20 protein-coding genes are annotated in these 18,187 nt (G+C 58.2%); 14 read left to right on the top strand and 6 right to left on the bottom strand.

What is annotated here, in order from left to right; genetic code table 11:
* Positions 1-94 precede the first annotated feature (94 nt).
* Positions 95-352, bottom strand: coding sequence for a PepSY domain-containing protein (locus MESCI_RS19625; protein ID WP_013531689.1), 258 nt, complete (start codon positions 350-352; stop codon positions 95-97).
* Between the two features lie 671 nt (positions 353-1,023).
* On the opposite strand from MESCI_RS19625, the gene MESCI_RS19615 reads away from it, so the two are divergent.
* The 8 genes from MESCI_RS19615 to MESCI_RS19580 all read left to right on the top strand — a co-directional run bounded on the left by MESCI_RS19615 (position 1,024) and on the right by MESCI_RS19580 (position 7,357).
* The gene (locus MESCI_RS19615) at positions 1,024-1,377 is read left to right on the top strand and encodes a hypothetical protein (RefSeq protein WP_013531688.1); all 354 of its coding nucleotides are present in this window, start codon (positions 1,024-1,026) and stop codon (positions 1,375-1,377) included.
* A gap of 613 nt (positions 1,378-1,990) precedes the next feature.
* Positions 1,991-3,310 carry a site-specific integrase gene (locus tag MESCI_RS19610; RefSeq protein ID WP_013531687.1) on the top strand — a complete coding sequence of 440 codons (1,320 nt, stop codon included), beginning with the start codon at positions 1,991-1,993 and terminating at the stop codon, positions 3,308-3,310.
* A gap of 4 nt (positions 3,311-3,314) precedes the next feature.
* On the top strand, positions 3,315-4,094 hold the full coding sequence (locus MESCI_RS19605) for an immunoglobulin domain-containing protein (protein ID WP_164919947.1): 780 nt from the start codon (positions 3,315-3,317) through the stop codon (positions 4,092-4,094).
* An 85-nt stretch (positions 4,095-4,179) separates the two neighbouring features.
* On the top strand, positions 4,180-4,410 hold the full coding sequence (locus MESCI_RS19600) for a MerR family transcriptional regulator (RefSeq protein WP_013531685.1): 231 nt from the start codon (positions 4,180-4,182) through the stop codon (positions 4,408-4,410).
* 376 nt (positions 4,411-4,786) lie between these two features.
* Complete coding sequence (locus tag MESCI_RS19595) at positions 4,787-4,996, top strand: hypothetical protein (RefSeq protein ID WP_013531684.1); 210 nt, start codon at positions 4,787-4,789, stop codon at positions 4,994-4,996.
* Positions 4,987-6,342 carry a phage/plasmid primase, P4 family gene (locus tag MESCI_RS19590; protein WP_013531683.1) on the top strand — a complete coding sequence of 452 codons (1,356 nt, stop codon included), beginning with the start codon at positions 4,987-4,989 and terminating at the stop codon, positions 6,340-6,342. The genes MESCI_RS19595 and MESCI_RS19590 overlap by 10 nt, the downstream gene beginning before the upstream one ends.
* Before the next feature lie 71 nt (positions 6,343-6,413).
* Positions 6,414-6,641, top strand: coding sequence for a hypothetical protein (locus tag MESCI_RS19585; RefSeq protein ID WP_164919946.1), 228 nt, complete (start codon positions 6,414-6,416; stop codon positions 6,639-6,641).
* A 272-nt stretch (positions 6,642-6,913) separates the two neighbouring features.
* Positions 6,914-7,357 carry a terminase small subunit gene (locus tag MESCI_RS19580; protein WP_013531682.1) on the top strand — a complete coding sequence of 148 codons (444 nt, stop codon included), beginning with the start codon at positions 6,914-6,916 and terminating at the stop codon, positions 7,355-7,357.
* 85 nt (positions 7,358-7,442) lie between these two features.
* Here the strand turns inward: MESCI_RS19580 and MESCI_RS19575 are convergent, their stop codons facing one another.
* Positions 7,443-7,886: a hypothetical protein gene (locus MESCI_RS19575; protein ID WP_013531681.1), complete on the bottom strand. Its 444-nt coding sequence runs from the start codon at positions 7,884-7,886 to the stop codon at positions 7,443-7,445.
* A gap of 305 nt (positions 7,887-8,191) precedes the next feature.
* On the opposite strand from MESCI_RS19575, the gene MESCI_RS19570 reads away from it, so the two are divergent.
* On the top strand, positions 8,192-8,965 hold the full coding sequence (locus MESCI_RS19570) for a recombinase family protein (RefSeq protein WP_013531680.1): 774 nt from the start codon (positions 8,192-8,194) through the stop codon (positions 8,963-8,965).
* 195 nt (positions 8,966-9,160) lie between these two features.
* Here the strand turns inward: MESCI_RS19570 and MESCI_RS19565 are convergent, their stop codons facing one another.
* Positions 9,161-9,724: a hypothetical protein gene (locus tag MESCI_RS19565; protein WP_245268551.1), complete on the bottom strand. Its 564-nt coding sequence runs from the start codon at positions 9,722-9,724 to the stop codon at positions 9,161-9,163.
* Positions 9,725-9,901: 177 nt separating this feature from the next.
* On the opposite strand from MESCI_RS19565, the gene MESCI_RS19560 reads away from it, so the two are divergent.
* A complete protein-coding gene (locus tag MESCI_RS19560) occupies positions 9,902-11,503 on the top strand; it encodes an adenylosuccinate synthetase (protein WP_164919944.1) in 1,602 nt (533 codons plus the stop codon).
* Positions 11,496-12,188, top strand: a complete 693-nt coding sequence (locus tag MESCI_RS19555) for a DUF7002 family protein (protein ID WP_013531677.1) — start codon at positions 11,496-11,498, stop codon at positions 12,186-12,188. Before MESCI_RS19560 ends, MESCI_RS19555 begins: the two co-directional genes overlap by 8 nt.
* 32 nt (positions 12,189-12,220) lie before the next feature.
* Here the strand turns inward: MESCI_RS19555 and MESCI_RS19550 are convergent, their stop codons facing one another.
* Positions 12,221-13,579 carry a hypothetical protein gene (locus tag MESCI_RS19550; RefSeq protein WP_013531676.1) on the bottom strand — a complete coding sequence of 453 codons (1,359 nt, stop codon included), beginning with the start codon at positions 13,577-13,579 and terminating at the stop codon, positions 12,221-12,223.
* 305 nt (positions 13,580-13,884) lie between these two features.
* Between MESCI_RS19550 and MESCI_RS19545 the strand changes: the two genes are divergently transcribed.
* The 3 genes from MESCI_RS19545 to MESCI_RS19535 all read left to right on the top strand — a co-directional run bounded on the left by MESCI_RS19545 (position 13,885) and on the right by MESCI_RS19535 (position 16,468).
* Positions 13,885-14,922, top strand: coding sequence for a hypothetical protein (locus MESCI_RS19545; protein WP_013531675.1), 1,038 nt, complete (start codon positions 13,885-13,887; stop codon positions 14,920-14,922).
* Complete coding sequence (locus MESCI_RS19540) at positions 14,919-15,494, top strand: hypothetical protein (protein ID WP_013531674.1); 576 nt, start codon at positions 14,919-14,921, stop codon at positions 15,492-15,494. The genes MESCI_RS19545 and MESCI_RS19540 overlap by 4 nt, the downstream gene beginning before the upstream one ends.
* Positions 15,495-15,607: 113 nt before the next feature.
* Positions 15,608-16,468, top strand: coding sequence for an ATP-dependent DNA ligase (locus MESCI_RS19535; RefSeq protein ID WP_013531673.1), 861 nt, complete (start codon positions 15,608-15,610; stop codon positions 16,466-16,468).
* Between the two features lie 48 nt (positions 16,469-16,516).
* Here MESCI_RS19535 and MESCI_RS19530 read toward each other — a convergent pair whose 3' ends face one another.
* Both MESCI_RS19530 and MESCI_RS19525 read right to left on the bottom strand, forming a co-directional pair.
* The gene (locus tag MESCI_RS19530) at positions 16,517-17,347 is read right to left on the bottom strand and encodes an eCIS core domain-containing protein (protein WP_013531672.1); all 831 of its coding nucleotides are present in this window, start codon (positions 17,345-17,347) and stop codon (positions 16,517-16,519) included.
* 267 nt (positions 17,348-17,614) lie between these two features.
* The gene (locus MESCI_RS19525; RefSeq protein ID WP_013531671.1) at positions 17,615-17,908 is read right to left on the bottom strand and encodes a hypothetical protein; all 294 of its coding nucleotides are present in this window, start codon (positions 17,906-17,908) and stop codon (positions 17,615-17,617) included.
* Positions 17,909-18,187 lie beyond the last annotated feature (279 nt).

Below are 18,187 nucleotides of genomic sequence, written 5' to 3'. Positions count from 1 at the left end.
TGACGCAAGGGGAGGTGCCCGCGCCAGGGCGATCGCCGAAGTTGGCGCCGGGAGCCTGTGACGCAGCCGAGAACGAATTCGCGTCGGAGCGTCCCTATTTCGGCTCCGCCGTCACAGGATCATAGGTGATTTCGACCTTCGCCTTGTCCGCCGTGTAATAGGTGACGGTGTAGGCGCCGCTGTCCCAGTCGACCTCGTCCACATAGCGAAAGCCGTCGCGCTGCTCGACCTTGGCGATGATCTCCGACAGCTTCTTGGCATTGGGCGGCGGCAGCGGCTTGTCGTCCGCGGCCAAGGCCGGCGCGACGGCGAAAAGAACGGCGACGCTTGTCGCCAGCAGAAATCTGGACATGGCTTTCCCTCAAGTTTCGTCGGACAGAAACTCGCTGGCGTACCGGTTTGTTCCGCGGGTGGAATGCGTGCCGATTCAGTCCACCGGTTTGCAGCTGCCCGAACGAGGGGCCGCTGCCCGCTTGACTTACGCGGCGCGTCGTTGAGCGGGGTGGAGACCTGAACGGGTTCGGCGAGGGTCGACGGCGGTCACGATGCTGTGGTGGTGATCGCAATAGACGCGATCCGCCGAAGTTGGCCCGGCACAAAAACGATAACCGCCGGGTACCGACCGGTCTTCGCTTACCGGGAAGCGGCACTGATAGACGCCTAGCTGAATGAGGGGGACGTCTTTCGAAATTGGTCTGACATTTTCAGGCATGGTTTTTCAGGTTCCTGGTTCATAGCCATTGCCGGCTGACGGCCGCTATGCGACCGCGTCAAGCGAGCTTCTCTCGTTTGGAGGGCTGTGGATCACCATATGGTGTCGATCGCAGCGTCAATGAAGGCCGAAACCCCGCTTTCGCAAGCCAATCCTTGCGACTTAAGGCCACACTGGCTGCTGGGCGGGCGAGCTACGGGAGCGAGTACATTTTGTCAGCAGACAGTGCGGTCGCGTCCCGGAGCATCTCTTCGAACCGTTGCGCCGGTGCTATGGTGTGCCTGCATGATCAGACAGCAGGGATATGAGGCATGCCCGAAATCACACGCCGTACACTTCTTGCGTTCACCGCCGTGGCCTCGGTTGTTGAACCGACGTTTGCCGAAGCGGAAGGGGCCTCACCCGAATTGCGGGCGCTGATCGGAGCCCATGAAGCCAGCTATGTCGGGCTTCACAGGGTTGTTCATCAAGCGGGCAGCAGCAGCCACGATCGCAAGAGGGCAGACCGGATTGAACAGGAAGCATTGCTTGCCATCTGCTCCTATCCTGCGATCAGCCGAGGCGACCGCCGGGCCAAGGCCGATTACCTGTTGACCGCCGAGGCTCGGGGCGAACTCGACCTGGAAGAGCACATGCAGGCCATCCTGCACGCGATGAAGCGCTGATCGCGGCTCGACCGGCGTAGGGCAGAGTTTGGCCCCATCGACAGGAGTTCATGCGCGGCGACTATCTCGCCGCCTTCCATTGCTGCGACTACGCATCTTTGGCTAACGGACGAAGCGGTCAGCGACCTGTCGGGCAAGTGGCGCTCGATGAAGCCCGGCCCATGGAGCAAGCCCGAGCGCTGAGCCGGAACAACGCTATACGGTCTTTTGCGCCGACGACCGCATCGACGTGTCGTTTTGGATCGCGAACAGATGAAGGTCCGAAACGGCTCCGACGTCTGCCCGTTCCAGAGATATGCGAGCTACAGCAGCGCGTGGAATTCGCCCAGAAGAATTTTGGCGGGCAAGGGGCGGGGTGTAGTTGCTAGGCATTTTGGGGTGCGGCGTTCAGGAGGGCCGATGGTGGGCGATGCAGGGATTGAACCTGCGACCCCACCCGTGTGAAGGGTGGTTCGACGACTTTCTGCGGCTTTCCGCAAGCCACTGTTCTCCTACCAAGCCTTTCTTTTAAATTGCTTTTTCTTATGTGGCACCATATCGTGTTTTCTCCAGCCGCCTGCGTGGTGACGACCCGGTGACGACCCGGGATCGTCACGACAATAGGAAAACCTTCATGAGTGCAAGAACAAAGAAACTCACCAAATCGGTGGTTGATGCCATCGAGCCGAAAGGCAAAATCTTCCGGGTTTTCGACACCCAACTGAAGGGGTTTTGCGTGCGCGTCGGCCCGTCCGGCGATAAGCGCTGGCAAGTCGAGTATCGGCCCTATCCCGGCGGGCGCGGCGTCGCCATCAAGCGGATTACACTCGGCTCGACCACCGTGCTGACGCCGGATCAGGCGCGCGATCAAGCGAAAGAGACATTGGCGGCGGTTAGCAATGGCAAAGACCCGGTTGCAGAAAAGCAGGTCAAACGTGACGAAGACAAAATCAGCGATCTGATCGATCTCTACGAACAGAAGGGTTGCACCGTGCGGCGCGGCGATCAATTGCTGCCGATGAAGCCGCGCAATAAGGCCTACACGATTGCCGGCCTGCGCCATCACGTCGTGCCGTTGATCGGCAAAAAGCGAATTTCCGAAGTCACCTCGCGCGATATCGAGCAGTTGGTGGCGGACATAACGGCGGGTAAAACCGCTAAGGATGAGAAGATTGGGCCACGCCGCCGCATTATCGTCAAAGGCGGGGCAGGCGCGGCGCGCAAGGTTGCCCGCAACCTGTCGTCCGTCTTCAGCTTTGCTGTACGGCGCAAACTGATTGCGCAAAATCCGGTGACCGACGCCGAGATCAACAAGGTCGACGGCAAGCGAACGCGGTATCTCTTCCTCGAAGAAATCGGCCGGCTCGGGAAGGCGCTAGATGAACTTGAGGCCGAAGGCGTCAACCCGAAAGCGCTTGATATCGTTCGGCTGTGGGCGCTTACCGGCTGCCGTCGTGACGAGATCGCCGCGCTCAAATGGTCGGAAGTCAACATCGACCTCGGCTGCCTCGTACTCGACGACACTAAGACCGGAAAGAGCGTCCGTCCGCTCGCGGCACCGGCGGCGGCGCTGCTGGCGGCGCTACCGCGCTATGCCGACGCCGATCGGCCGGAGGGTCGGTCGAAGTGGGTGTTTCCGGCGTCGCGCGGTGACGGGCATTTCCAAGGCACCAAGCGGATTTGGCCAAAAGTAACGAAGAAGGCAGGGCTGCCCGGTGTGACCCCGCATGTGCTGCGCCATTCCCTCGGCTCGGCTGCCGTATCGGGCGGTATGGCGCTGCCGATGGTCGCCGCCATTCTCGGCCATGCCGACACCCGCTCGACGCAGATCTACGCGCATGTCCAGATGCATCCGGCGGCGAAGGCGGCAACCCGTGCGGTCAGCGGCATCGCCGCCGCACTCGCAGGCAAGAAGGCTGGCAAAGTGTTGCCGATGAAAAAGCGGGCGGGATGAAGGCGTGATCCGGAAACCGCCGACAGATGGTAAACCGCCATTCGTCCACTCACAGCGACAGGAAAGGGCCGAGGCCCGGAAGGCTGCCGCCGAAGCTGAGGCGCGATACTCAGCAATCTTCTCGGCTGAAGCGGTTGACCGAATTGTCGAGGCGGTAGCAAAGACCGCAGCAATCCCCGAAAAACTGGACCGGGGGAAGCTTGGCCGCGATCTGGATCGGGCGGTGTTTTGGCTCCGGAGGTTCGAGGATGTTGCTCTGTCGCAGCCTTGGACTGGGATTCAGCAACACGGGAAGAAATTGATCAAAGCAGCGCAGGCTTTCACGGACCTGTGGATGCAGGACAGTGATGGTGGCCGATGGTGGCGCGACCAAGTGGCCCCTTATTTGGACCTTGCGAAGGCTACGGCTGGTTTCGAAGGACTGATCGCCAAGCTGATGTCGGAACGGTTCACGGCGTCGAAGGAGCCGATGGACGAGCAGCAACCCGGCAAATGGCCGCTGCGCTGGCTGCTGGAGCGAGATGGACCGGAGAGTGTTCTGGAATGGTGGCTTGGCGAGCATCTGGCGATCCTCTTCGAACATCACTTCAACATGCCCGCAAAGGTGAAGCAATCGCGCTCGATCTCCAAGGACGGTGAGGTCGTTGCCGTCAGAGGGCCTTACATCGCCTTCGCCCTGGCCGTTCTGCAGGACGCCGGGGTGGGAAATGCGGACGGGAGCCCAATCAAGGCAACGTCGATCTTGCAATTCCGAAGAAGGGAAATGCGAAAGTCGCGAAAATAAATTTTGCATTTCAACGTGTGGACAGGCCAAGGACGAGAAAAGGTGCCTCTCGGAAAAGAAACGCGGTCCAATCCGGGAGAACATCGTGACCCTGCTGCTCACCACTCGCGACGCATCGGCCTACCTCAGGGAGAAGCACGGCATTAAGCGAGCGCCGATTACCTTGGAAAAGCTGCGGACGCTCGGCGGCGGCCCGGCTTTTAGAAAGCTCGGCGTTTCCGTTTATTACCGGCCCGAGGAATTGAGCGAATGGGCAGAAGGCCGTCTGTCGCGGCCGCTGCGCTCGACCAGTGAGTTACCCGACCACGCAGCATAAACGAAACCCGCCGGGGCTTGACGCCACAGCGGGGTTCGGGATTTCAGTTCGGGGCTTGGATCGCCCGGAAGATAAGTCCCACCTTATGCGTCGTCAAGCCATCCGGCCTCTCTCGGGAGGGCCCGATGCGTGCGCCGCACGACACCAACGATGGCGAACCGCGCCATATCATTCATCAATCAACTGCGGCGAGCTTTCACGCTCTGAATGCCCGCCGTACTGCGTTTGGTCTGGTGCCAGTGCACCCAGCGTCATCGCTCGCCCCACATGAATGCGAAGGGCGTTCTATCGAAGCTGCTGCTGCCTGCGCATGGCGGCGTGATCATCGCCTTGTTGCCGTCCTGTCTGGTCGCGCCGCGCGGCGACGGAGAGCGTGATGAGCGGCAAGCCGCCCGACATTACTGTGACGGCGCTGTTCACCGCTGCCGCCGCTGCGGCACGCAAGGAGAGCCGGCGCTACTGGTCGATGAATGACAAGCGTTTTCCGATACAGGAACCATCGTTCTGGCCAGCAACACCTGAAGGCATCGACGACACCTTGGCGGGACGTCGCCGCCGGCGGCGGCAGAAGGGGATGTGGACGTGAAGAACGAAAGGCGCATCCACGCCGTCGCCGAATTGGACACCGTCAAGGAACACACCGACGAGGCGCTGGCGCTTGAGTTCGCTCGCCGCCATGCGATGCGAACCCGGTACGTCGACGGGTGGTCGCGCTGGATGCTTTTTGACGGCGTCGTCTGGGCACCCGACGAAATCCTGACGGTATATAACTATGCGCGTGCCCTGTGCCGCGACGATGCGGCCAATGCTCTGCCCAGAGATGGGGGGAGGATACTATCTGCCAAGACGGTTGCCGCCGTCGTCTCGCTTGCTCGCTCGGATCCGGCGCTCGCCGCCGTGGTCGACCAGTGGGACGAAGACCCGATGGCCCTGAATTGCGATGGCGAAGTCGTCCAGCTTGGTGCAGAGGGTTGCAGCCGCCGCGTCATTCCCGGCGATTACATGACCAAGTCAACGGCTGTCGGGCCCGGGGGCGACTGCTCGCTATGGCTGGAGTTTCTAAACCTTGTGACCAGCGGCGACGGCGCGCTGATCGACTACCTTCAGCGGGTGTGCGGCTACTGCCTGACCGGCCTTACGGTTGAACACGCGTTGTTCTTTCTGTGGGGACCGGGCGGCAATGGTAAGTCAACCTTCATCGAAACCATATCCGGCGTCGTCGGCGACTATGCCAAGACCGCCGGCATCGATACTTTCACGGCCTCCGCGTCCGACCGCCACCCTACCGACCTCGCTGCCCTGCAAGGCGCAAGGCTGGTGACGGCCACTGAAACGGCCAAGGGCCGCAGTTGGGACGAAACTCGTATCAAGACGCTGACAGGCGGTGACCGTATCTCGGCGAGATACATGCGGCAGGATTTTTTCGAATACAGCCCGCAATTTAAGCTCATGATTGCAGGCAATAACAAACCGGCACTGGTCAACGTGGATGATGCTTTCCGACGGCGTTTTCACATGATCCCCTTCATCGTTCGCATTCCGGACGACAAGCGCATCCTCGGCTTTTCTGACCGGCTTAGGGAAGAATGGCCGGGCATTCTGGCATGGATGATTGAAGGTGCCGGGCACTGGCGGCGGCTCGGCCTATCGCCGCCGCCTGCCGTGGTTGCCGCTACGCAGGAATATCTTGATAGCGAGGACACCATCGGCGCTTGGCTCGAAGAATGCACCGAAAGGGTTGCCGACGGGTTCGAAAGTCGCCAATCGCTGTTTTCGTCATGGAAAGCTTTTGCAGCCCGCACTGGCGAGAACCCCGGTACACAAAAGCAATTCGTCAGCGCGCTCGCTGGTCGCACCGGCATCTATCCGCACAAGCGCCACGGCGTCCGGGGTTATCTCGGTATCCGCATCACATGGGAAAATGCGGCGTAGTCTTCAGTGTGAAACTGACGCTGAGCTTGTCGCATTTGGCTGCAAGCTCCAATATGTGCTTGGCATAAGGCATGGGGAAAACTGCATGGTCGCACGCGAAATCAATATGGACCACGGTGCGGGTTCGGAATGACGATCTTAAAACCGTGTTGGTTGTCGAAACGGATTTAAGTCTGAACCGAGACGCGCCGGACTACGACGAAGTCGCGGCCAACGACCTTTTTGCCGCTGTTGTGGAATTTGTGAAGACGAATGCCGCAACAATCGACGAAGCTGATATCATACCCATCCGCCCCTAATCGAAGAAGCCGGCCCGACGTTATTGGCGACCGACCAACAGCCTGCCGCGAAAGTGTCTCTGTAGGCCAGAGCGGCGACCTTCGGGGCACTTGGGGCCCTTCGCTCCATAATCGACGTAGTGATGTCGTCGAGCGCCATTTCCGACCTATACGTCTATACGGGACGCACCTGCCCCAAGTGCCCCGACTGGGTAGTTGCCAACTAGCGAATGGGTTCATGCCCTCAAAACCCTGTGGTGCAGTTCCGACCAATGCGGTATCATGACACCACAATGGCAAATGACAATTTGAACATACGGCAGGAACGTTTCTGCCTCAGCCTTGCTGAGGGCCTCCCGCAATCTCGCGCATATGTTGACGCTGGCTATGCTGCGCGTGGTAATGCCGCTGAAGCGAGCGCTTCCCAGCTTCTAAGAAATCCTAAGGTCGTCCGCCGCCTTGCCGAGTTGCAGGCGAAGGCTGCGAGGCGTTCGGAGATCACGGTCGACGATTTGATTGTAGAGCTCGATGACATGCTCAAGTTGGCGCGCGCCACCAAAAATCCGTCGGCAGGCGTGACGGCGATCATGGGCAAAGCGAAGCTGCTCGGGCTGGTGGTGGACAAATCCGACGTTTACACGGTTTTGCGGAAGCCGGCGCGCGAACCGACCGACGTTAAACAGATGTCCCTTGAGGAGTGGCAGAGGCGTTTCGGTCCCAGCAGGTCCAAAAGTTGATTATGTATGATGCGACACGCATCGGGCCGGAATAAAAGGAGGAGGGGTTCCCCCTCCCCACAGTTTTCCGCACTAAGGCTATCGGCTAGTCAAGCTGGAAATATATACGGAGCGAGCGGTATGTCGCATCCGTTACAGCGTAGTGGCCAACACCGCCGTTCGCTTCGGAATTCCAATCATCCCATGTAAAGAGAAAGGAATTCTTGTCGCCAGTGATGGTGCGAGTACGCTTGGTAATACTGCCCTGAAAGTTGGCGTAGTTCTCGATGCTAGCTTCAGCGAGAAGGCTGGCATGAATTTCCGGCCCATGCTCTGCGAAGACTTTCAACCCGGCGATTGTGATGTCAGCACAACCCGCCATGAAGTTCTCGATTTGACTTGGGGTCATGTCGACGACATCATCCCAGATGTAGCCTTTTGGGTTTTGCGATGATGCCGTTTCCCGCACTGGAAAAAGCTTCGCCAGCAAATCCGCTCGCGTTGCAGGCTTCAGTTTGCTAAGGTCGGCGTCGGTAAGCACTAACTGCATCGGTATCTCCATGCGTTTGAGTTTGCCATGTGGGCAGGTCAAACTGCGATTTGACCTGCCCACCTTGTAATTTGGGCGAGAGGACCTGCCCGGTCTTTGTATGGACGATTTGACCTGCGGTGTCAAATGCCATCTTGGCGTGCTGACATTCAATGTTGGGGCGTCGTACTTCTGTTTTCAGGTTTTGAACCTGCCCTTTCGAATTCACGGGCGGCCCCGCAAGCATCACAATTTGTCTTGATACGACCTATGTGTAAGTTTTATGAACGAGCGTATACAGTCATTACACTATGCAGGATCGCTCGATGAAATCCGTTATTTCCTATATTCGCGTCTCAACCGACCGTCAGGGCAAAAGTGGCCTTGGTCTTGAAGCACAGCGTCAGGCAATCGTCCGTTTCGTCGAGGCCGAAGCCTCTGAGATCGTCAGCGAGTTCGTCGAGGTCGAAACCGGCAAGGGCTCGGATGCTCTCGCCAAGCGCCCACAACTTGCCGCAGCGCTGGCGGCGGCCAAGCGCAATGGTGGCTGCCCGGTGGTCGTTGCCAAGCTCGACAGGTTGGCGAGAGATGTCAGCTTCATCTCCAGCCTCATGTCGCGGCAGATACCATTCGTCGTCGCCGAATTGGGCGCGGGCGTCGATCCATTCATGCTGCACATCTACGCGGCCTTTGCCGAGCGAGAACGAACGATGATCTCCCAACGCACCAAGGAGGCCCTAGCGGCAGCAAAGGCGCGCGGTATCCAGCTTGGCGGCCCAAAGCTTGCCGAAGCGCAGCAGAGATCGAGGGCAGTTCGCATGGCACAGGCCGACGCCTTTGCAGCAAACATCCTCCCGATCATCCGCGACATACAAGCGAGCGGGGTCAAATCCCTGAGGCAGATCGCTGTGGCGCTCAATGCGCGCGGCATCGGCACGGCGCGCGGCGGAACGTGGACAGCTGTTCAGGTGACGGACATCATCAATCGAAATGCCCGCACTAAGTCTACTCCGAGCGAGTCAGCCGCTGCGGTGCCGCAAGATGAGACTGCAGAGGTTGCTGAGCCCGGCTCTCGGACACCGCTCGGCTCGCGTTGGTAGCCCCGCCCACCGGGGTTTATCGGTGGCGGGATGGGGGGCTACTTGTGGGGCCCCACTGATCCGCACGCGGTCGGCTTCCCAACCTTCCGCATCAACCACGACTTGCGAGAGTTCAGCCGGACGCGCATTGAAGTCGAGGAGGACCACCTACCCGTCGTGGCCCGTCGCAGCATGAAACAGGCCGGTCGGTCTCTATTATCGTGGACGAAGCGCCTCGAAGCGCTGGAGAAACTCCCGACGAGCGGCTCGGGGGCTGAGATGACGGATCGTGACGTCTGCAGGGATAACACCTGCCTCTTTGGCCCAACTGTCAGTCCCCGGAGCCATGACCTGTGCCTGTTCAGCGGCCAGCACGCTAAGATCGGCAACTTTGACTGCATCACGGTAGCCGCTGCTGAGCCCGAAGCGCTTCGCTATTGCATCCTCCACGTTGGCCTCGATGGCCTTATACTCTGGCAAAAGTTGTTTCAGCGGACGAGTGACATCGCCAATGAATGCCTCGGCCGCGTCGTGGAGAAGGGCCTCATAGGGATATTCAGCAGTGACGTCACTCACCAGCAGGCTATGTTCAGCGACCGAATAGAAGTCGCGGCACTGTCCAGCGTAGCGGCAGATGTGCGCCAAGCCGTGGGCTACGTCGTCAATCGTAAAATCGCTCCGGTGCGGGTCGAGAAAATCAAAGACCCTACCGCTGGCCAGCGTAATGGTGGGGCCGCGCGCGACATTCACGGCCAAGATGTTATTGCGCATAAAATTCATCTCCCTTCCTTACACAATATGGGCGTTTAGCCAACAACACGCGGTGGATAACTGAAAAAACTGCCCCCTTGAAAGCCGACTGACATTATATGACAAATCATGTAGTTGTTATGCTTGTATTTTTTGTAATGATCGCCATTTTAACTGGCGCGCCATTTTGCGCGATATGGGGGGGATATGCGTCTTGTGATAGTTCTCTCCGGCCCTGTTGGGGTCGGGAAGTCGTCGTTCGGCGATCAACTGCAAGCTCTTTTTGGCGCATACCGGGTGTCAACCAGCAGTTGGATTGTTGAACACCGTGGTGTTGCACGCGAGCGGGGCCAGCTTCAGGCTGCGGGAGACGCTCTCGATGTCGAGACAGGCGGCGCTTGGGTCGCGGAGGCGGTTGCCGAGAAAGCCTCGTCGACGGGCGAGGACGCCATACTCTTAGTCGATTCAGCGCGAATTGCGGCCCAAGTTGAAAAGCTTCGTGAGCGATTCGGCGACCGCGTCTTCCATGTTCATCTCCACGCAGAGGATGACTTGCTGGAGCGGCGATACCTGGCGCGCGACCCTGAGCACAAGGAGTTTGCAACCTACGCTGAGGTGCGGGCTAATGGCACCGAAGCGGCTATTGGCAGCCTTGCCGTGATCGCAGACCTTGTGCTGGACGCTGATTATGCCGACGCTCGCACATTGGCTGTATCGGCGATGGCTTTCCGAGGCGAGACGGCTCCGCAACCTGAGCGGCTTGTCGACGTCATCATCGGCGGCCAGTACGGCAGCGAAGGGAAGGGCAACATCTGCGCATACTTGGCTAACAGCTACGGAGTGTTGATGCGCATAGGTGGCCCCAACGCTGGTCACCTAGTGAAAGATCCGCCCTACAAATATGTCCAGCTACCCTCCGGCACCGGGACCAATAAGAAGGCGGCGATCTTGATTGGTGCCGGCTCTACCCTGTGGCTGCCACAGTTGATGCTTGAAATCATGGAGCAAGGGCTAACACCAGAGCGTCTGTCAATTGACCCGCAGGCGATGGTGATCGACGACGAGGACCGTCGCATAGAAAGCGGTGCGCTGACTTCAATCGCGTCCACCAAGCAAGGAGTAGGTTCTGCGACCGCGCGTAAGATTGTAAATCGGGGTAACGTGCCTGTCTTTGGCCCACCCGTAAAGCTGGCGCGCGACGTTCCTCAGCTCGCCAAGTTTGTTCGCGACGTTCGCGCTGAACTTGACCGCCATTTCGCCGCCGGTACACGCGTGCTGCTGGAAGGGACGCAGGGAACTCTGCTCAGCATCCACCACGGTTTCTGGCCAAGCGTCACCTCGCGCGAAACATCTGCTGCAGGGTGTCTTTCAGACGCTGGCATCGCACCCTCGCGCGTAAATCGCGTCATTCTGGTTCTGCGTACTTACCCAATCCGCGTAGGCGGAACTTCAGGTTGGATGGGGCGGGAAATAGATATGGAGGTCGTCGCTGAGCGCTCCGGCATTCCCATCGAAGAGTTCTTACGAGTTGAGAAGGGGACTATTTCCGGCAACAAGCGCCGTATGGCCGAGTTCGACTGGGCGCAACTGCGCCGCTCGGCAGTGCTGAATGGTGCCACCGACGTGGCTGTCACGTTCGCGGACTATTTGGGGATAGATAACCGAAACGCGACTTCGTTCGACGAATTGAACGAAAATACACGCACATTCATCGCACGCGTGGAACGCGTGGCTGGCGCGCCAGTTACGCTCGTTTCAAAGGAGTTTGCCCTCGACGGTGTCCTTGAAAAGGGTTCCGAACATGACTGAAGAGGAACTCGTCCAGCACTATCCGCGGCTCTGGCACATGGCGCATTCGGGCGCGTGGCCAGCGATACGGGACCACGGCCTCATGAGCGCGGCGGCCTTACTGGACGACTATGGTGTCGAGGGCGACCGTCGTCATCAGTTAGGCTCTTGCAGGCGGCCTGACTCCGTACCGCTCGAAGCCGAGGGCCGGCCGGGGACTGTCCTGCGCGACCAGAAGCCGATGGACGACGGTCGGCTGGCAGGATGCCTCGACGATGGGCTGACCCCGCGCGACTGGTATGAATTGCTGAACTCGCGCACCTTCTTCTGGCTATCGCGCTCGCGCATATGGACGCTCCTCCGCGCCCGAGCCTATCGCAACGTCTCCCAGACGGTACTGACTCTTGATACGGCGCGGCTGGTGGCAGCACATCGAGATCGCATCTGGCTTAGCCCAATCAATAGCGGGGCCACCCTGTTCAAGCCGCAAAGGAGGGGCCTCGATACCTTTCGACGAATTGTTGACTTCCCGTTCGACCAGCGAGCCGAGACCCGACGCCCCGAGAATAACGTCGTTGAACTGTTGGTCGACCATTCGGTCCCAGACGTTGCCGACTACGTGTTGGCGGTACACGAAGTCCGTAATGACCAGATTCTATCCGAGATTTGGCTCGCGCCTGACAGTGGGCCGGACGATAAGCCGTGACGTTCAGCAGGAGAGTATAGTCCTTGAAGTGTTCATCGTGCGGGCCATCTAGCGGGCTGGCCAGCGCGGCGCAACACGTCTGCGATGTGGCTGGTTAGCCCGACATCGCCGATAACACTTACACCTCCGTCAGGCGGTAGTTGATCCAGAAGGACGCGGAGACGGTCGAGACCATCCTCGACCCTAAATTCCGCCCAAGTGCGCGCTTCGCCGGGGACGATAATTGTCGCCGAGCTTGACGTCGCCCCCCGGTGCAACTGAACAACCCACACGCGCTCACCGTCGTGCACCCATTCGAACTTCACCGGCCCTAGCTTGTCGCGCAGCAAGTTGTAGATTGATCGAACGCCGTCAATGACTTTGGTGGGTAGTTCTTCAGGTAGATCGATGCCGAGCATGAGCCGGTCGCCCTCGCCGGACCTCCCTTCGATTATGAGGTTGCCTTCAGCATCTACGATTGCCGCTCCAGAATGGCCGGCGGGAACGGCGTCCTGCCGCAGCACCGAGGCTACAATTTTCCCCTCAGGGTCTTCGCTCGCAAGCAGCGCGAAAGGATCCGTCCAACCCTTTACGGTGGTGTAGAGACCGGGGTGTGGTTCTATGGGGCAAGTCCGCGTCCATACTTCAGCGGAGCCTGTCGGTGTGCCGAAGACGAACGGCGCGACCCGCCGGTTAATTACCACGGTGCGCGGCACCGGCATCCCTAATGTCTGCGCCATGAGCAGGCCGAAGGTCTTGTCGCCCAGAAAGCGGCTGAAGTGATTGGGCCAACGTTGGGCAGCAGTGGTAGCATTGGGAACGTTAGTTTCGTGCTCCCAGAGTAGGGTATGGGCCCGCTGCCATCCCCTTTTGATCGGATGGATGCTGAATTCCGTCCGTTCACCCAGAGCGGCGCTGAGTTTGGGCTTGAACCCGTAGACAGTTGTCAGAATGTCCATCGCTTGACCGAACGGCAGCGAGGCTACACCCGGCTTCTCTACGCATCTCGGGGTATCGTCCGGCGCGAACTCAACAGTGTCCCCTTGCAAGACGCCCGATACACCCCCGTCATGAACGTCGATAGTTTCATTGACGATTAGGTGAAGCCCATCAGCGGCGAGCCGGTTTGCGTGAGCCAGCACGTCATCGAGCAATTCCAACCCATAAACGAACTCACGGCTGCGGGGGTCGTGCGGGCGGTAGCTGCGCACATTCACCTTGCCTTCGCCACTTCGCGCTATCAATTCGGCTATTGCCTCGTTGATCGTCGCGAAGCGATGGTTCGGCGAGTAGCCAGCGATGCGGCTGTAGAACTGCTTAAGCACCCCTGCGTTTGGGCGAAGAGCGACGAACTGCGCCACATTGCCGACAGCTGCCAGCCCGTCGAGCACTTCGTCCTTCTGTAGCTGCATTCGACTCTATTCCCCTCTTTTGCTCGGTCCGATGCTCGCGTCAACGCTGTGCAGCGGGAGCTGACATACCTGCAGAGAGCTTGTTTATCCACCCAGAACGAGGCGAAGTTTGCTTCTCGGTTTTGGCCACCTGTAAGCGCATTGTCGCCTCGCGGCCAGACCTCATAGCGCGGCAATTGCGCCGGGTCGGGACCTTCTGAAAGTGCGATCCCACGCGACCAATTTGGATCATCTGCTTGGCAGGCATTGCCAAACAATGTGATGTGAATGTCTACTCCCGACTCTATTGCGTGAGGGGAAAGCCGATGCCAACAGCCTATCACATGGTCCACTATAGAAACTTTGTTTCTTCTAGTGGCGATGGAGTGAGATTAGAATCTCTCAGTCGATCCGTACTGGATCAGAAGGATCAGCAAGGATCTGCGCTCTGGGCGCGCGTTCTTGACCGTGTCCAAAATATTGATACTGGGGGCGCCCGGCAACTTGTCTTGAATAAAGTGGCCGATCTGTCTACAGCCGTTTTTGGTGAGGTCTGTCTCGTAGACACCAAGGGTCTTCAGGCGCTGCTGCAACTACAACGTTCCACCGTTGCACTCTCTGACAAAACCAAAGCAGAAGTGTTCAATTTGGACGAGCGTCTGGCGCCAGCTGGGTCCCAGTTCCTGAGAGGGATGGCCTACTGGCTGGCTATCGGGAACCACCTCTTCTTCGTCAAAACAAGCGGGATGACAGCCGACTTGATCAAAGGTCATTTCGAGTGGCTGCTGAAAAGCCATCCCAATGGAATGGCAAGCACCGAGAGTTTTTCCCTTCAATCGGAATTTGATCGATCTCAGCTGTCCGGCGACATAGGCGACATTCGAAACCTACGTGTCAAAGGCAGTGCGGTTCCGACTTTTAGAGTCGATACGGTGGAACCTGACAAACCGTCAGGCTTTCGTCGGACAATGCGCACGGTGACGGACAGATTGGTCCAGTTTCAGCAAGCTGTGCCCATAGTAGAGGCGCTACTCGGACCGGCTAGGACCGAGTCCTTGGTCGCAAGCCTAGGGCCGGACGAATATCTCACCGTTGACGCTTCGGTGAAGGTTCGTGGCAGACGAACCGAGGAATCCAAGGCAAATTTGAAGAAGCTTGCTAACGATTTGGCGGACATAACCGACGGAACCGTCCAAGTTGAGGGACGGGATGGAAAGCTCTCGGATGGCGACGCAATTCTCCGCACGAACATGCCTTTTGACCTTCCGCACGACGGCTCCAACTTACTGGACTTCAACAATGTTGCCGACCAACTGCAGGAAGTGTATTCACGATTTGTTCGTGATGGTAAGATCATTGCATGACCTTCAGGATAATCACGGTCTTCGCGCTCGCCTGCGCCATCGGGTTGGCTGCATGGCGCGTTGATCTGCAATATCTATTTACGGCGTTTCAACCCACTACGGTTGCACTCTCCATAATGGCGGCTGCTGTGTTGGTGAGGCTGAATCGAGGCATGCCAACGCTAGATTGGAAAAGCCTTGACCCGAGGGGGCGGAAGAACCTCACAGCCAAAATAGTAAAATTGCAGCAGGAATACCTGTCGATCCTTGGCATCAATGTAGCCCTAGTTGGAACCCTGATCTATCTAGTCGTTGTCACGCCACCTGCGACCGCGCTTTGGCCCGAATGGGTGCGGCGGTCGGTTTCAGGGGGGTTGGCGGGTGGTATGGTCTTGGCCTTGGCGCGCATGGCGCTCGTAGTTTGGCGAGACTATGACATCGTAAAGCTTCAGAAACTGCTCATCGACACTGCCGCCGACAAAGAATTCCAAGCGGCGCAAGAAGCAACTGCTGCAGCAGCACTCGGCACAATGAGGGGTGGCCTGCGTCCGCTAGAACCTACCAAAGTGTCAGACTGGGACCCGCAAAAATAGGCGTTGCCGCTCGCTCGGGTATTTTCGGCGCGGGGCGTTCAGGTCGTAGACTGGTACATTATTGGAATCTAAATTAGCTGAACGGATTGAATCGCGGTTTCGCGAGTGCGTTCATGCGTTTGAAGTTCATTGAGCCCCTGATGCCGACCTTGGTCGATAGGCCACCCGAGGGCGGGGACTGGATTCATGAAGTCAAATTCGACGGCTACCGCTCGCAGATGATCATCGACGAGGGAGGCGCACGTATTTTCACCCGGCGCGGACTCGACTGGTCATCGAAATATCGTGATCTGGCGGCGGCGGCGGCATTGCTCAATGTCGAAAACGCCATCATTGACGGCGAGATCATCGTTTTGAATGCCGCCGGACTTTCCGATTTCGCAGAGCTGCGCAAGGCTATCACTCGCCGGCAGCACGACCTCTATTTTGTTGCATTCGATCTTCTGCATCTCAACGGCCACGACCTGTGCGATATGGCGCTGGAGGACCGGCGCGAAATCTTGGAGGGTATGATCCCGCCCGACATACGCATCCAGTTCAGCCAAGCGCTACCGGGGGAGGCGAGTGCAGTCTATCACCTTGTCGACCAAGCCGGACTTGAAGGCATGGTGTCGAAACGTCGGGACAGTAAATATCGCAGCGGACCGTCGACCAGCTGGCTGAAAGTCAAGTGCTTTGCAGTTGGCGAGTTCGACCTACTCGGAGTCGAGCGTGAGGCAGGCAAGCCGGCCTTCGCGCTGATGGCTGAACGCGGCACAGGTCGGTACGTCGGTTCGGCGTTCATCACCTTGAATCGGGAATTGCGCGAGAGACTCTGGAAACGCGTTCAGGAGCACGCAGGGCCGCCACCGCAGGGCATCAAGCGGCCGGCGACGCAATGGGTCAAGCCGGGACTGATCGGCCGTGTGAAGCACCTGCGGGGCGAGGAAGACCTTCGACATGCCTCGCTACAGGACTTCCGGGAAGAACCATAGTTCGGGCTTCATACGACAGTGGCAGAGTATCTCGACTTTCAATCGAGGCTATTGACCCTTCGACTTTTGCCAAGCCAGAAAACCGTTCCCTTTTGCATAGGCCGGCTTTTCTACGCTACCTGAGTTTCGAGCATATCGTATCGCGAATCTGCGTACACCCCAAGCTTGATATTGCTCGACATGCTTTAGTTCATGGGCCCAAATAGAAGGATCGGCCGCTTCGCCTGGACCCCGAAAGACGACAACATCAATTAATGTGACGGCGTCTGCGAATCCACCTTGTTCAAGCAGCCGTGCAAGATTGACGAAACCTTTGTCCTTTATCTTGTAGCGGACCACTTTCATGGAATCCTTGGTTGAGTATCCTTTCAGTTGCTTCTGAATTTCTGGAGGAATTGGCATTGAACCCTTAATGGCAGAGTTGTGCGAAGCTCGGATGGCATGCTCCAGCGCAGGGCCGGTCAAAAAGTTTGCTTGAAGCTCGTTAAGTGCATCGGCGACAGCTTGAACGGCAGTCTTGGTAGCATTCGCAGCGTCTTGCGCTGCTTTCTTGGCCGCAATCTCAGCGTCTTTTTTTGCTTTACTCGCCGCAATCGCAGCGTCTCGCTTTGCTTTGCTCGCCGCAATCGCTGCGTCGCGCTTTGCTTTGCTTGTGGCCCTCGCTGCGTCGCGCTTTGCTTTGCTTGTGGCCTTCGCTGCGGCTTGACCAGCCTTATCTAACTGTTTTCTCGCCTTATCTACCTGTTTTTTAATGGGGTTGAGCTGGCATGGCTCGACAATACCGCATTTTGCGAAGGCAGATGGGACCGGTGCAAGTCCATAGACAAGAGCAATCAGGGAAATTTGCAGTGACGCAACAATTATCCATTGCCGAGGCATAGCCGCAGCCCTCCGCCTATAATTTCAGATGTCGCTAATGTTATAGTAAAAACTCCCGGTCAGAAAGTCGTTTCCTGCTCAGACAATGGTTGGACGCAAGTGCGGGGATAATATCGCAGTGATGGAAAGCTCTGCTTCCGTCCTTGGCGTTCTCTCTCCGGGCAATGTTCGGTGGCAATCAGCCGCTTTAGCGATCTACGGACCTCGCCACGAATCCAAGTCGGCGTATTCATCCTGATGTCTCGGCGAGTTCATCACGATGCCCACTTACGCGTTGCCATCCACGACGCTTTCATCATCGATTGCGTACAGCACCGGCAAATAGGCGTTAGCGACAAGCCAATCTGCGATGATCGTCCCGATCAGGTCAGCTTTCGAAATCTCCATCTCGGCTGAGATGCCCGACAGCGCTTCGTCCACTCTGGGATCGAGGTCGATGCCGTCAGTATTCCTGATCATCAGCCCCGCCCGCCGAAGCATGACCTGAAGATTGGCGCGGGATACATCCGCAATTCGGTCGGAAGCGCTTTGGAGTTCTTCTGCGAAGGTCGAGCGGGTCATGGGTGCCTTCCTACTGAAAGATATCGTTCGCCGTCTTCACGATGGACGAGGCAAAACCAAATGCGACTGCTGATGGGGCCGAGCGAAGCCGAACCCGCCAAGCTTTCCGCTCTCGGCCTTGCGGTGTGGCAGGCAGCCATTAGGCGTCGGCCGGGGATACTCCTTATCCACTACAACAGCCGACATGTGATGGAGAAAATCATTACGCCCGGTGAGGTGAGTATCCCGCCGCAGACCATTGTCGACGAGAGCGTGCATGCTGGACTGGATGTGTCGCTG

It is taken from the genome of Mesorhizobium ciceri biovar biserrulae WSM1271, from assembly GCF_000185905.1.
Taxonomy (GTDB): domain Bacteria; phylum Pseudomonadota; class Alphaproteobacteria; order Rhizobiales; family Rhizobiaceae; genus Mesorhizobium; species Mesorhizobium ciceri.
Note: the sequence above shows the minus strand (reverse complement) of the source record. Positions and strands in the feature narration are given on the sequence as shown.